Raw genomic sequence first — 14322 nt, forward strand, 5'->3', positions numbered from 1 at the left:
AACGGCGCGTTTCATCACATCACCTCAATGAGAGTATGAACATGTTGATTTCCCTTTCCATCGCCAACTACCGCTCTATTTGCGATCTTACTATGCCACTGGGTCGCTTGAACGTTATTACAGGTGAAAACGGCAGCGGCAAATCCAATCTGTATAAGGCGCTGCGCCTGTTAGCTGAAACGGCAAAAGGTGGCGTGATTAACTCCCTGGCGGAAGAAGGTGGCTTGGCATCTACCTACTGGGCTGGTCCGGAAATGCTTTCTTCTGGTATGCACCGCGGTGATACACCTATCGAAGGAGTCGGTCGTAACCATACACTGCGCCTCAAACTGGGGTTTGCCAGCGAAAGTTTTGGCTATGCGATTACACTGGGGCTGCCTACGCCCAGTAGTTCCGCTTTTTCACGTGATCCTGAAATTAAGATTGAGTCCATTTTTAACGGCCCCTGTTATCGTCCTGCCGCATCGCTGGTTAAACGCAAAGGCAACCTGATCAAAATTCGGGCGGGACGAGAGTGGCGGGTGGTTACACAACATATTCCTGTCTATGACAGCATGTTCGATCAATTGGCCGATCCTGCCGCTGCCCCTGAGGTTTTCCATGTGCGCGAAATGATCCGTAACTGGCGCTTCTACGACCACTTCCGCACCGATAAAGATGCTCCAGCTCGCCTGGAACAGCTAGGTACCCGCACCCCCGTGCTACATCAAGATGGGCGCGATCTGGCGGCGGCGCTCCAGACGATTCTGGAAATTGGTGACCGAGAGGCACTTGCCGTAGCCATTGATGATGCATTTCCAGGCTCTCGGCTGGAAGTGCTGACGCACAATGACGGGCACTTTTCGCTGGCTTTTCACCAGAAGGGACTGCTCCGTCCCCTTTCAGCAGCTGAGTTATCTGACGGCACATTGCGATTTGTTCTCTGGATTGCGGCGCTGCTAACGCCCCGCCCTCCTGAGCTTATGGTGCTAAACGAGCCGGAAACCAGCCTACATCCCGATCTACTGCCGGCGCTTGCGAGGCTAATCATACAGGCATCACAGCATACGCAAATTTGGGTAATTTCGCATGCCAACCGCTTGGTTCATTCGCTCACACACGATCCCGAATGCCAGACGATTGAGCTAGAAAAAGAGTTGGGGCAAACCCGGATCAAGGGGCTGGGGATACTAGATGTCCCTTCATGGCACTGGCCGAATGAAAAATAGCGGCAATTCTCGAGAATGTAATGAACGCATCCCAAAATCCAGGTTGTCATAGAATTGTCTGCCGACCCAGGCGGTATCAACGTCTTCGGTTCCGTTGTTGGTCATATACAATAGGTTCTGTTCCATGGTGGCAGCATCAGCAATGGCGCTGGCAACCATCACGCCAAAGCGGGTGCGATCTACCTCATTAATATCCAAGCCCGCATCGGCAACCGCCATATTGGCCGCGCCCAGCGCAAATTGCAGATAACGACCGCTACTCTGAATTTGTCTCTCAGAAACGTCATATAGGAACGGTGAAAAATCATCTACCTGACCAATCGAAGCGCTCTTAAAGCCAAAACGTTTGCCCCATTCATAGGATTTGATTCCAGAGATACCTTGGAGTGTGTTGTTCCAAAACTTTTCAATCCCGGTTCCATTAGGTGCGATGACCCCAAGACCGGTAATAACGACTTTTTTTGTCTGCATAGTGCATCCAATATTAAGATTTTCACAGAGAACCCACCTAAGCAGTATTCACCTCGGCACAGCTGCTTCTACCACTAACTATGATCGGTAAATAAGTCCAGAGTTTGACCTGTTGATTCCTGCTTAACCGGCCTGAGAACGGTTGGTGTCCTGTTGGGCAACATGGCTTGCTCTATCAACAAAAAGTCGGCGGCAGTAATTTCAAAGTGGCCGAAGCGGAATTTATAACCCCAGTTACTGTGCCCTGCGGTGAAACTAAGCTGATCGAGCAAGGGGTGAATAGGGGCATCGACACAAGGCTGATAAGCGATATCACGCCGGTAGGGTACGAAGGTTGGTGTCATCTGAAATTGATAGGTTTCCTCCCCGATGACAGTACCAATGGCGGTAAAACTCTGACATTTCTCTTTCCCCTGAAATTGCAGAACGGGGGAATAAAAAACAATGCCATCACCCACTGCCATCCTGGTCAGCGGTGAACGTTTTCCGTGACACACCTGACAAAATCCACCTTGTTCACCGAACTTGATATGTTCTCGGGAGACAACGCCACACCAATACTTTGTCATCGTAGTTCTCCTATTAAATGTAATCATTCAAGTTAGTATTCATGACGTTTACCCACAGTTCATCGCTAACCTTGTAGGTAATACCACCACCAGAAATACCAGCACCATTAACTAACACGTTAATTCTGATACTACGTTCCTGTAAGCGTTTAAAGAGAGCTTGCACCTCAGAAGAAATTGAGATATCGCAAACATCACCAATCATATCAAGATGAGGATATTGTGAGCCGAGCTCCATGGTTAACTGCGTCAAATTTTCTGCAGAACGGGCAATCATAATGGGTGAAAAACCATCCCCACAGAATCTTTTCACAATCGCTTTCCCAATACCACCGGTTGCACCGGTAATTAAAGCTCGCTTATAATCTGGACAATCTACTACATTCATATTTATACCAATCGTCATTGAAGATGCTTGATCTTTTATTTATATCAGATCATGCTTACGACCATGAAAATTCATCTGACGTCAGACCAAAAAGAAGCCCTCGAATTAATGCATGATACGACTCGTGATGGACGAGTACGTGACCGCATCAAGGCCGTTCTGTTAGCGTCAGAAGGCTGGACTGCTCAGATGATTGCCAAATGATTATGGCCGTACAGGGCGTTTCCATACATCAAAGCTTTCATATCATGATTCAGTATCTTTGAATTTTTCAAACGCAGACATTTTTTGTGACAAAGCGTTTAATTCGCAATTTTTTAATTTTAGCTCAGTCATATATTGCTTACTTTAAATTAATCAACTTAATTACCATATACAATCGTGTTTTCGAAAAAAACACATTTATTAATTTATGATTTTCATTAAAATTTAACATACCTAAGAGGTTAAATTTTATATTTATCTGTATCTAAAAATATTTTTCCGGATTAGTTGTCAATACACAACATGGATACCATCCTAGCTAGATTTAAAAAATAAATAAATTTAAAAGTCGGTATATTTTAGGTATAAAAGAGTCATATAAAAATTAGCTATGTATTTCCTCACCTCAAGATCGCATAATTTTTTTGACTAAAAAACTGCATTTTTAAAAATTAAACCATAAATTATAATCATACAGAATGCTATTATTTGTTTTTTTATTTTTAAAAATAGATTTTTATAATCTCTAAAAAAGCAATTACATTGACATTTCACACATCATTATATGCCAATAAAAATTTCCATATATTATTTAGCATAACAGTAGAGATAGCGACCTTCATTAGCACAATTTTTAATAGATAAAATTTAATATTCTCTAAAAAATTCAAAAATTATCAATATTAATTAATATTATTTTTTTCAATAAACTTTAAAGCTCATATAGTAAATTTAACTAAAATAAAACAAGCCTCAATCAAAAAAATGTTCAAATTAGAATTTTGAATATCTATTTTTTCTGATACAAAATCATATAATTTATTATTAATTTGTGATTGTTTTTCGTGCTACTTTTTGCTTCTGTAAGAATACATCGTTATAAATTATAATGTAAAGAATTTTTTATGTTACTTAATGTGATGATAACATTTGATATAGTACATTTACATGATAATTACATAAACACCTAAATAGCTGTTCCGAATACCGCTACAGTTGTGGGGTTTCGGGAGCAATGGAACGGTGAACGCCGTTAAGTGGTCAATTTAAATAGCCATTTAATTATAAATCAATAGATTAATTTTCTTCATTGAAAGGTCTTAACTCACCTCTGTTGACAGCATCTGGAACTGTTCTGCTCAAGAAAAATCGGACATTTTTACGAAGGCCATTTCATATTCCACAGGAGTTAAATCATTATTAGCCGAGTGTAATCGCGTTAAATTGTAATAATGCAGATAATCCAGCCCATCTTTTTTCATCTCCGCCTGATTTTCATGATGAATTTTGAAGAGCCAATCATGTTTTAAACTGCCAAAGAAACGTTCAACGACTGCATTATCCCAACAGGCCCCCACATCCCCCTGACTCGCTCTCATATCATAACTGTCGAGCAGATTCCGATATGGCTGGCTTGTATATTGGCTGCCTCTATCACTGTGAAAAACACAGCCTTTTGACGGCTGGCGTAAGTGATACGCTTTCGTTAAGGCCTGGCTGATCAGGGTCGTATCTATCTCCGTTGACATCTGCCATCCCACGATACGCCGCGAGTATAAATCCATCACGATGGCCAGGTATAACCAGCTTTCAGGCGTTTTGAGATAGGTAATATCGCCTGCCCAGACTTCATTCGGGGCCAACGGATTAAAGTTCCGGTTAAGCAGGTTACAGGCCGTTGATACAGCTTTCCCTTTGCGTGGAGCCCGGTAGCTTTTACGCTGCCTGACGGATAAGCCGAGCTGTTTCATCAGCTTTCGGGTTCGATAATCACTGATAGTAAAGCCTTCTTTGCGTAATTTTTTCGCCAATACCCGATAGCCTAAGCTTTCCCGGCTTTCTTTAAACAGCGCGGTGGCTTTTTGGTGCAATGCGCGTTGCTCATCGGAAAACAGCCGAACGGGTTTTGCCTGCCAGGCATAAAACGTGGAATGACTGACTTTCATCACGCGACATCACTGGCAAATGGGAAATTGCTCTGCATGTTCTTTGATGAACCAACACCTTACAGCAGTTCTCTCGCAAAGAAGGCGCTCGCCTTTTTTAAGATCTCTTTCTCCATTTTTAGCGGTTTGTTTTCTTTACGAAGCTGCAATAACTCCTGTCGTTCCTCAGGGGTTAACGCTCCGGGTTTGGCTTGCTCCACAGCCTGCTTTCGCCATGTATACAGGAGTTTTGTTGAAATACCCAAAGTTTCAGCCGCCAGTGGGACTGGTATAACCCTGTTCAACAACCAGATTGACAGCTTCTCTTTTAAAGTTATCAGTAAATTTTTGGGGTGATTTTCGTTTCATAAAGACACCTTAATTAAAGTCATTCTATTCCTTTACCAAAATGTCCGAATTTATTAAAGCACAACACAACGACAAGAGCCGGATGACGGGAGACTGTCACGTCCGGTTCCGTGGGAGCGCAGGGGGGAAGTTCCCTTGCGCGACCCGATTACCCCAAATTGATTCACCCTATCGCACTCAGCAATAAAACCATATTGCTATAAATACATATTTACATATGTATGGTTTTATACCAGTATATAAATATGGTTTTATATAAAGGAGTTTTTATGGCGCAGATAATTTCCTTTTTAAATGGCAAGGGCGGTGTAGGTAAAACTACACTGGCTTTGAATGTGGCTACGGCCCTCGGTAACAAAGGTTATTCCGTCATAGCCATTGATACTGACCCCCAATTCAGCCTGAGCGATTTTCACCATGAAACGATGCCCTTTGATGTGGCAGAAGCAGAATCTGAAAAAGATATTTACAAGGTGAGAAAGAACTACAATCACCATGACTTCATCATCATTGATGGTGCTGGCTCTCTCAACAATATTGCTGCCGCTGCTGTCTTTATGAGTGATTTGGTGATTATCCCGATAACGCCTTCGGCATTAGACTTTAGGGCGAGTGGATCGCTGATTGATGTTATCGAGGCGAGAAACGACACCCAACCCGTTAAAGTCATCGCAAGATGGGTAGTGAATAAAGCGGTATCAGGTACAGTCATGACGGATTTATTGAAGCAGGCGATATCCGATTCTGGTATTGAAGCATTTAAAACACGTATAGCGCAAAGACAATCCTACATACGCTCATTAAATAATGAGGGTGAGACTATTTACAATAGTAAGGATAGTTTGGCTAAAGGTGAGATTGATGTCCTCGTTAAAGAGATTTTAGGGGTGTTATCACATGGGTAATATGAAATTGGGCACAAGGCACAGAAACAAAGATGATGCTATCAATCAGGTACAAGAGCCACAACTGCCGAGCAAAAAATTCATTATGACAATGCCTGAACAACTTCACACTGAATTTAAATTGTTGTGCGTGCAGAAGGGTATCAGTATGAAAGAAGTCGTCTTAGGGCAGGTTACAGACTGGATAAAAGAAAACCAAAAACCATAAATACGGTTTTATATATTTATGGTTTTATGTTTGTATGGCTATGACCGAGTAGCGGAGAAGAGGTTTTTAAAGTTCTCTTTGTTAATAATTGATTTTAGGTGTCTGTTTATTAACAGTTTCATAATAATTCTTTCATAGCCAAGATAACCCGCGAGATTCAAGTTAGCAATGTACGCTGCTTCGGTCATGGTTAAACCGAAAATGTTTGTTTCATAATCCAATATACGCCTGACCGCTTCAGACTCAGCCCCTTTCTTCAACGTGAATATTTCATTTGCAGTACAGTGTTTCGGTAGCTGCTTGTTGTTCACGTTGGTTGGATTGATTTCGTCAAAGTAGTTAAGGCTTTTTTCTTTTTCGGTCAGATTAACACCCGTTTTGTTCAGGCGTAGATTCTCGCACGGATCAACAATCTTCCCATTTCCTTTTTCTATCCACGCATATTCAATAAACGCAGTGGTGAACGGCAGATTGGTTTCGGGCGCGGTGACTAACTCCCTTTTGTATGTTCCTATCACTGATACCCCATCCACTACGCTGTTATCGGTCAAATGCCGACATAGGACGTATGAGTAAGGGATCATCATCACGCCATCACTGACTTCGACTTGTTTTATGTTTTTGTCCATAAAAATATCTGTTTTTCTACTCTATCTATACGAATTTGCGAAAAAAAGCCCCATTTACGGGGCGTTAATTTACAACTGAGAGGTGTTCGTCGTATATCTGATTGAGTCTGTCCTTTCCGCTGGCGTTGGTGCGTTTAACAAAATGAATGTGTAGTTTTTATTCCCCGCCGTCACAAACAAGTCAGTACCACCCCAATTCTCAACCTTTGTATTTTTAGACAGCAACAAGATGTTGTTCGGTAACAGGCGTAGCTTGTATGAATCGTCATTATCTGAACCGTTAATGAAATAATCTAATTTTTTTATATCCTTGCCTTTCAGGTTTGGTTGTTTACCTAAAAACACTTTCACTGAAAAATTTTTATACAGATAGATTTTGATTTGTTCGCCCTCGTTGTAAGGAATGACCAACTGCTTCCCTTCGTAGTTGATATTTTGTTCTTCTTGCATTGCGGTTTTTCCGTTCTTTGCATTATTGAACAATTCGGTCAGTGCCTTATCTTGTTTCTCTTTGTTTTTGATATCATCATTTTCAAATGCGTCAAGGGCAGGTGCTAACTCAGTTGAAGGTGTTTGCGCCTCCGGTGTGGTTTGTGGCGCGTTTTCTTCCGCAAGATCAGGCGCTAACCCAACTGTAGCCGTTGGGATCGTGGTTAGGGCTTGTGGTGTGTTTTCTGTCACGGGTGCAGTTGATGCCGTTTTCGCCTCTGGTACGCTCTCAGGCGCGCTTTCTGTTGTTGGTGCAGCCGTAGGCTCAATTGATGCCGTTTGTACTTCTGCTTCCGCTTCACCTTGTGCCCCTTCACCGTCTTTTGCTGTCACCCCTTCTGTTTTGGTTTTATCCTCGTTATTGAACACAGGTACGTTTGTTTCAATATCGCTATAAAAATCCACATTCTCAGTGATTTCACCTTTCGTGTCTGATGGCTTGAAATAAAGTAGTGCAGCAATCACAGCGAGAACGACTATCAGTACAATGATAAATCGCCCGTTTTTCTTGCTGAATTTAAACTTTTGTTTCCCGCCTATGATAGATGAATTGCCTGTTGTTTTGGTTTCGTCTGATTTCATCGTGTCACAGTCCTTTTAGCGATTCATGGGTAATGGCGTTATGCTACTTTAAAAAAATGTATTTTTTCTTCAGGTAAGAATCAAAACATGCCTTTAAAATGCAAAACACATTTTGTCCGTGTTTTTTTGAAAATACTTTTCAACCAATACCCCAATATCGATTATCCAACATTCCCTTACAGCCTGTGATTCGCAGATGAAAGGTGACTCACTATTTCATTACCATCAATCAAGGTGAGCTTGTCTGCTACTTGTTGCCTAAACAGGATAGCGTCATTAGAGAACGATCCTGATGTGATTAAAAAAACGTGCGAGGCCTCTTTATCGGCTTCCAAGACACCAATCATTTCCCTTGCGACTGCTACGCCCACCTGTTCTGTTCTCCAGTGTTTGCACTGTGCTATGGATTTCATGCCATTTTTTTCTAGAATCATGTCTTTCCCGTTGTCTGGCCCGTACTTTGTCGTTTGGGCTGCATACCCTTTGCTTTTGAACAATTCCCTGACAAATTCCTCAAACTCCCGCCATGATAGGGTTCTGATGTATTCCAGCGATGCTTTCTCTTGCGTGGCTTGCTTTAAAACGGAATTGAACATGGTCTGCTGTTTGTAGCGGTAAAAAGAGGTTGTCGCATAGATAGCAATAAGATATAGCGTGATAGCGTCAATGACATGCACGATATAATAGCCGTAGGTGTTGATGTGCGTGCGGTTGAAGTAGGTGTTAATTTTTCCCTCACTCCAAAAAGTCGCAAGGGCATCCCTGATCTCTGTCACAACGTAGTGAATGGTATATCGGGCCAAAACATAATCGTAACCGAGCAAAAATATTGACGTTAGAACGATCACTACCATTGGGAATGAAATATACGGATTCAAAAGTGGAGATTTGATTCTGACGTTGATTGTCGCCCATTCTGGTTTTTTCTTTTTGTAGAGTCGAACTACCTTCGAATATGGTGACAGGTATCTCACCCCAAGAAAAGGCAAAACCAACCCTAGCAGCATAACGCCAATGTTAAAATCAAGGAAAGCAACGAGAGCCATGTAAAATACAAACAGGATCATGAATGTTTTCAGTGGGGTATTTTTCTTTTTGAATTTTGTTTTTCTCATTATTTAACCTTCACCCTATTGAATGACATTAAGGGTTCGTAACGTCAGCCTCGCGCCCGCATCGGTCAGGTGTATTCCATCGTGGGTTCTGATCTGTTGCCCGTCTAGATATTGGATATATTCCGTCCCTAACGCCGCCCTCATATCCACCCACGCAATATTTTCTTGCTCCGCAGCTTCCATGAGCGCATTTCGCGTATTCGCTAACAGTGCGTTATTCCTCTGATTTTTCAGGGTAGGGGGCAGTAGCCAAACTACCTTGTCATTTTTTCGTTTGAGGGTTCTGATGAACACTCTGGCGCGGTGCTGGTATTCCCCTTTCTGGTTGGCGGTAATGGGGTCGTTTGTTCCCATCACTACAAAAACGGTATCGTAATTTTCAAAATCAACCTGTTCAGCGTAATTTTGCCAGTTCAATATGTTGTTGTTTAATCCGCTGCCCACTTTGTACTTCGCATCCACAGGGGCTTTCTGGCTATAATTTTTCGCTAGGGTATAGGTGAGTGAATCACCGATAAATAAAGGCTTGCCCATCGCCGTTTGTGATGATGCAGCAAACAACATAGTGAGTGATAAAAATGTGTTAATCTTCATGGCTATCATCACAACCCATGTCAAATAGAGACCAAAATACACCCGAAGATGTCTTGTTCTTTTTCAGTAGAACAGCACAAGGCATAGCCGAAAGCTCCACTTTTATTATGGTTTTTTTGCTCCCCGCCAAATAATAAAAAGCGTTTATGTCTTCATTGCTTACACCAAGTTCTGTTCTGACAATGGCTAAATCATCACTTTTTTGGCTAAACCCTGAAAAATCCGGCGGCTCATTATCAATGAAAGCCATATCGGTACTGCCTGTATGCGGGGTTGCTTCGCAGCCCGCCAGTAACAGGGAGAAAAGACCGCAAATGACAGTGGGGTTAACGCGAATGTGAAATTTCACCTAACAGTCCCACCCTGTATAATTTTTTAAACTCCCTCGCGGTTATCTCGCCCCATCCCTGCTCAATCAAAACATCCACGTCACCTTCACAATCCACAAGTAGTCTCGGATAAGCGAGAATTAACGTATCTTCCACTAACCAAGCCTGACTATGGGTTTCTACCCCAAGATAATTCGTCATAGAAAAGGCCTCCAAGGTGTAGGTGACTGCGTGACTGAACGTGTGGCTTTCCCTGTTCCCGTAGGTATCTCGCACGTCCATCGCCTTTAATGCCGTTTGGCTATACCCAGAGAGTTGATGGTAAAAGGGGGACTTTTTACCCTGTTCGGTAAAAGACAGGATTGAACCGACTTTGGACACCTCAACAAAGTTATTCACGTTAATTTTTTTGGGTTGGGAATGGAAATAGAAGGTGGGGATCATCAGATCTACCCCCATGAATTTATTAAAACCTTCGGCAACGCAGGCTATTTTCGTGTCGTTTACCCAGTTGTGGTAAATGCACACGGCTTCCTTGTATCGTTCCACCCGATTGTTGTCATTTGTTTTAAAGAAAAGGGAAATCATTGTTTACTTTTCTCCGTTTTTTTGGCATCACCCATTACATTTAATCCTAGACGCCCAAAATCAAAATTGTCGGTTGCAAAAGGGATGTTAATCGCGGTTTGCGTGTATCGGCTCAAAATGTATTTTGTGGGCAATAACCCCCTTAATGCTTTCGGTGTCCCCACTGGATTTTCCCAATAGCGTGAATCCCAAGAGTTATCCCTGTTATCGCCAACCACAAACACATACCCTTCGGGAACGAGCCATGTGGTGTATATCGGTGCGATATACGGTTTGTCCCTGTCTATCGTGAACTGATAAACCTTACCATCACGCTCTTGTTTTCCTTCATAGAGTATATTGAAATTGTTTTTTTCTTTTTCTATTCCTGTGGGCTTTCCGTTCACTAAAATTTCTTTGTTCGCATTAAAAGAAACGGTATCGCCCGCGATGCCCACGATCCGCTTGACGTAAACAAAACTAGGAAATGCAGGCGGATTAAATATGACAACATCCCCCCTGTATAGGGTGTCACGGCTTTCTTTGTAGGGTACAGAAAGGGTTAAATCACCCGAACGGATTGTCGGTGTCATTGAGGGGGTTGGCACAATATAGAAATCAAGAAAGTAAAATTTAACTATGCTGACAAGGGTCACACAAGCCAGAATGGTGATAGAGAAAAAATGAACTTTCTTTTTTCTGAAAAAGGTGATGGTTTCAAACAGGATCACTGCAACGGCAATCACATACATTGTTTGGGTTTTTCTGTTGATGATTCAATGGGGCGATAATGCCTTATACCCCCTTTTTTTTCTGTCAGTTAATTCCTTAATTGAGGTGATTAACGCTTTTTCCTGAATCTCGCATAGCCCACAAGACTTTCAATATAATTGAAGAAAAAACGCAAGAAAACCGGTTTGACAGGAACTAGGTCAAGAGTTCTCACCTTACCATTGTTGCCCAGCGTCAGTGTAAACGCTCCCGTTTCCTCATCCAGTGAGGCTTTAATCATGTCCGGGATTTTGTGCTTTATCGGCTTCATAAAGTAGGCATAGCAGCAAATCGGGGGCACAAAAATCAGCACGAGCGTGATGCTTTTCGCCATGAAGTCAAAAATGGGAACGTTAAAAACAAAACCCACCGTATAAAGTATCAATGCGATACAGAATATTTGTCGGGATACCTTTTTCGCCACGGGGATAGACCAAAAAGAGGCATACGAGAAAGCAAATAATGAAAGATACATTTTCAAATTTTTCATGTTATTCAGTCCACCATATCGGGGCAATTAAATGGTGGCCTTCTACTTTCCACCCGTGCTTAATCAGACCTTTCTTGGTGTTTTTCGGTTTATCAAAAAACAGGGTCATTTCGGTCACGGTTTGTTTTTGATATCCCTCTCCAGTTCGATTCACCAGCCCAACATACTCCGCTATCTCCAAGTAAGTCAGTCTGTTGTCGGAAGACAGCGCGGTTAAATCCTGAAGGGATTGGCTGGCTTTCAACACGCTTATTGCACGTTCAAATTCATGATGTACATACCGATAAAGGGCTTTTTTCTTGTCGGGGTGTAATGGGAGGCGAGCCTTTTGCGCGGCGTTGCTGCCTGTTTCCGGCTTCCTGTTGAGGTTCGTCCACCACTCGGGTGCATTTAAATGGGCGTTCACGACACGCCAACCGTTGTTGATGAGCGTGAGTGCGTCATTGAACATATATTTTGACAGCTTCACATCATTAACCCGTGGCAGGTAGAGAATGTGTTCACCTTGGGTCTCCACAATGCCCAAATCGACCAACAGCAACAGGACATCGTGACTCTCGCGGTTAAACTTGTTGGCAATCCCTGAGATGGATCCAAAATTTTTCATCATGTTAATAACGGAATAGATTTCCTCATTAATCCAAATCGTTTTGTTCTTTCCCAAAACTCCCGTTATTTCATGCGGGAAATACCCCTTCTCCAGCCACCATGCGGGCGCTTTCAGTCGTTCTTCGCCGTGGTGCAGCACGGACTCCCAACCCAGTGATCCCAATGTGGCGATAAACGCCGTACACCCGTTCGCGGTAAAATAACTGACTGACGTGTATCGATTCGCAAAAAGGGTGTTGTCTTTTACGTTTTGGGAACACAGCCCTACTTGAATAAGCTTTTCATAGATCTCATTAATCCCTCTGCCTGTATAACGCGCTATTTTTTCTACAAATAGCGGCTCTTTCAGGGTGTTAAACAGTTTCGTGTGTTCAGATGCCGCCCACGCCTTGATGTGCCTCATGGTGTTTCCCCAAATGAAAAGTGCCGTGCGGCCTCTTCCAGACGTTTAATACTGCGTTTGTCGTATTGTTGTGTTGTGACCACACTGGCGTGCCCGAGCGCTTCCTTCACTGTCAGGATATCTTCGCCATTTTCCAGCAGCAGGGACGCATAGGAACGCCTCAAGTCATGCGGGGTAAATGATTTCAGTGACAGCTTTAACACCAGTTGTTCAATGATAAAGCCTATCCCGTTGGTGGTTATTCTATCACTGGTCACGTCATCGTTTTTTCGGATACGGGTAAATAGTGCCCCATTATGGTCGCCCCGCACGGTGTCCACCCACAGGTGCATTCGCTGGGCGGTTTCGGGCGGCATATAGTTGATACGCTCCTTGTTGCCTTTCCCGTGTATGTTGATTTTGTTTAATTCAAAATCAATATGCTCCCTATCGAGGCCTGCCACTTCGGAACGCCGCAGCCCACAGCCGAACATGAGCGAGATGAGCGCCGCATCCCGTATCGCCGCGCCCGTCGACTGGCTATCCAAAAAGGTAAATATTTTTTTCACTTCTGACCGTTCCAGCATCCTGCCACGACTGACCCGTGACCCCCTGACCCGTTTGATGTTTTTGATGTCATGGTAATGATCGGCCTCCATCAGGCGTGATGCCCTCGCTTCTTCTGCGACCCCTTTGATGGCGCAGAGAATGAGGTTAATGGTATTGGGGGCTTTGTGTTCGTTCAACAGACGCTGGATCACCACCTGTACCGTATCCCGTGTCAGCGAGGGCCAGTCAAAACTTAACGGTTCGCTGCACCCGAACATGGCGGAAACGGTCGCCAGACAGGAACGCAGGGTTTTCTGGCTTTTCTTTGATCGCAACCGCAGCAAATAACTCAGCGCGGGATTGTTCAGTGTTCCGGTTTCGTTTTTTACATAAACACTATTTGTGACATTGTCACTAAACATCAACTCATTCATTAGGCTCTCCGATCACCAGAAAAAATATTTCACGAAAAAGGGAAATATTCGGATATGTTTTCCCGAAGTGTAATCCCTAAACCTATTGTAGATTTTTTCTTACTGTATTAAACGCCTATTTAACCTAGTAAAGATTAGCAGACCCACCGATCGGCGAAAAGCTCCAACCTGAGCGAAAGTAAGCGAGACAATTAACGGACAGCTAGATCGTTCCGTACATCCCTTACGGTCAGACGAAATCACCACGTTAAACTGAAAACTCTTAACGTGGGATAATTTCCGAATTCCAAGCGGATCCCTTATCGAGGGAATGGGCAGTGCGCTGGGAAAAGCTGTACTGATCTTGTGGGTGAAAGTCCCACCGTAGAAGGTTAGCCAGACTACTACGTAGCGAGTCTTGCGTGTCCGGCGGTAACAAAGGAGACGAAGCGTAGACAGCGAAACATTCGAGCCGGAATCAAATGATGAACGTGATAGCTCCGAAATACATCTGATCGTGTGTGCCGATAGTTAGCCCAGCTAGCAGGCAACAGTT

The 14322-nt window shown here is 43.3% G+C and carries 16 protein-coding genes and 2 pseudogenes; 4 read left to right on the forward strand and 14 right to left on the reverse strand.

Annotated features, from left to right (window positions below; all coding sequences use genetic code 11):
* Window positions 1–41 precede the first annotated feature (41 nt).
* Window positions 42–1208: an AAA family ATPase gene (locus tag WDV74_RS17125; protein WP_338885841.1), complete on the forward strand. Its 1167-nt coding sequence runs from the start codon at window positions 42–44 to the stop codon at window positions 1206–1208.
* Here WDV74_RS17125 and WDV74_RS17130 read toward each other — a convergent pair.
* From WDV74_RS17130 to WDV74_RS17140, 3 genes are all read right to left on the reverse strand, one after another.
* On the reverse strand, window positions 1182–1679 hold the full coding sequence (locus WDV74_RS17130; protein ID WP_338885800.1) for a beta-ketoacyl synthase N-terminal-like domain-containing protein: 498 nt from the start codon (window positions 1677–1679) through the stop codon (window positions 1182–1184). The two genes, WDV74_RS17125 and WDV74_RS17130, sit on opposite strands and share 27 nt — an antisense overlap.
* A 74-nt stretch (window positions 1680–1753) precedes the next feature.
* On the reverse strand, window positions 1754–2248 hold the full coding sequence (locus WDV74_RS17135) for an EVE domain-containing protein (protein ID WP_338885801.1): 495 nt from the start codon (window positions 2246–2248) through the stop codon (window positions 1754–1756).
* Window positions 2249–2261: 13 nt separating this feature from the next.
* Window positions 2262–2636, reverse strand: coding sequence for an SDR family NAD(P)-dependent oxidoreductase (locus WDV74_RS17140; RefSeq protein WP_338885802.1), 375 nt, complete (start codon window positions 2634–2636; stop codon window positions 2262–2264).
* 63 nt (window positions 2637–2699) lie between these two features.
* On the opposite strand from WDV74_RS17140, the pseudogene WDV74_RS17145 reads away from it, so the two are divergent.
* Window positions 2700–2837, forward strand: a pseudogene (locus tag WDV74_RS17145) (IS630 family transposase); the annotation flags it as partial.
* Window positions 2838–3979: 1142 nt separating this feature from the next.
* Here WDV74_RS17145 and WDV74_RS17150 read toward each other — a convergent pair.
* A pseudogene (locus WDV74_RS17150) lies at window positions 3980–5134 on the reverse strand (IS3 family transposase).
* A gap of 269 nt (window positions 5135–5403) precedes the next feature.
* On the opposite strand from WDV74_RS17150, the gene WDV74_RS17155 reads away from it, so the two are divergent.
* Window positions 5404–6039: a ParA family protein gene (locus tag WDV74_RS17155; RefSeq protein WP_338885803.1), complete on the forward strand. Its 636-nt coding sequence runs from the start codon at window positions 5404–5406 to the stop codon at window positions 6037–6039.
* Window positions 6032–6247 carry a plasmid partition protein ParG gene (locus WDV74_RS17160; RefSeq protein WP_338885804.1) on the forward strand — a complete coding sequence of 72 codons (216 nt, stop codon included), beginning with the start codon at window positions 6032–6034 and terminating at the stop codon, window positions 6245–6247. The genes WDV74_RS17155 and WDV74_RS17160 overlap by 8 nt, the downstream gene beginning before the upstream one ends.
* Before the next feature lie 38 nt (window positions 6248–6285).
* Here WDV74_RS17160 and WDV74_RS17165 read toward each other — a convergent pair whose 3' ends face one another.
* The 10 genes from WDV74_RS17165 to WDV74_RS17210 all read right to left on the reverse strand — a co-directional run bounded on the left by WDV74_RS17165 (window position 6286) and on the right by WDV74_RS17210 (window position 13787).
* Window positions 6286–6876, reverse strand: coding sequence for a hypothetical protein (locus WDV74_RS17165; RefSeq protein ID WP_338885805.1), 591 nt, complete (start codon window positions 6874–6876; stop codon window positions 6286–6288).
* 69 nt (window positions 6877–6945) lie between these two features.
* Entirely contained in the window at window positions 6946–7947 is a 1002-nt protein-coding gene (locus tag WDV74_RS17170; RefSeq protein WP_338885806.1) for a hypothetical protein, read from the reverse strand.
* Between the two features lie 176 nt (window positions 7948–8123).
* Window positions 8124–9062: a restriction endonuclease gene (locus WDV74_RS17175; RefSeq protein ID WP_338885807.1), complete on the reverse strand. Its 939-nt coding sequence runs from the start codon at window positions 9060–9062 to the stop codon at window positions 8124–8126.
* Between the two features lie 15 nt (window positions 9063–9077).
* Window positions 9078–9656, reverse strand: coding sequence for a GDSL-type esterase/lipase family protein (locus WDV74_RS17180; RefSeq protein ID WP_338885808.1), 579 nt, complete (start codon window positions 9654–9656; stop codon window positions 9078–9080).
* A complete protein-coding gene (locus tag WDV74_RS17185; RefSeq protein WP_338885809.1) occupies window positions 9646–9906 on the reverse strand; it encodes a hypothetical protein in 261 nt (86 codons plus the stop codon). The genes WDV74_RS17180 and WDV74_RS17185 overlap by 11 nt, the downstream gene beginning before the upstream one ends.
* 76 nt (window positions 9907–9982) lie before the next feature.
* A complete protein-coding gene (locus WDV74_RS17190; protein ID WP_338885810.1) occupies window positions 9983–10573 on the reverse strand; it encodes a hypothetical protein in 591 nt (196 codons plus the stop codon).
* Window positions 10570–11304: a signal peptidase I gene (gene lepB, locus WDV74_RS17195; RefSeq protein WP_338885811.1), complete on the reverse strand. Its 735-nt coding sequence runs from the start codon at window positions 11302–11304 to the stop codon at window positions 10570–10572. The genes WDV74_RS17190 and lepB overlap by 4 nt, the downstream gene beginning before the upstream one ends.
* A gap of 89 nt (window positions 11305–11393) precedes the next feature.
* On the reverse strand, window positions 11394–11813 hold the full coding sequence (locus WDV74_RS17200) for a hypothetical protein (RefSeq protein ID WP_338885812.1): 420 nt from the start codon (window positions 11811–11813) through the stop codon (window positions 11394–11396).
* 1 nt (window position 11814) lies between these two features.
* Window positions 11815–12825, reverse strand: coding sequence for a hypothetical protein (locus WDV74_RS17205; protein WP_338885813.1), 1011 nt, complete (start codon window positions 12823–12825; stop codon window positions 11815–11817).
* Window positions 12822–13787 (reverse strand): tyrosine-type recombinase/integrase, encoded by a 966-nt coding sequence (locus WDV74_RS17210; RefSeq protein WP_338885814.1) that lies wholly within the window; start codon window positions 13785–13787, stop codon window positions 12822–12824. Before WDV74_RS17210 ends, WDV74_RS17205 begins: the two co-directional genes overlap by 4 nt.
* Window positions 13788–14322: the final 535 nt, after the last annotated feature.

The organism is Xenorhabdus sp. TH1, from assembly GCF_037260955.1.
Taxonomy (GTDB): Bacteria; Pseudomonadota; Gammaproteobacteria; order Enterobacterales; family Enterobacteriaceae; genus Xenorhabdus; species Xenorhabdus griffiniae.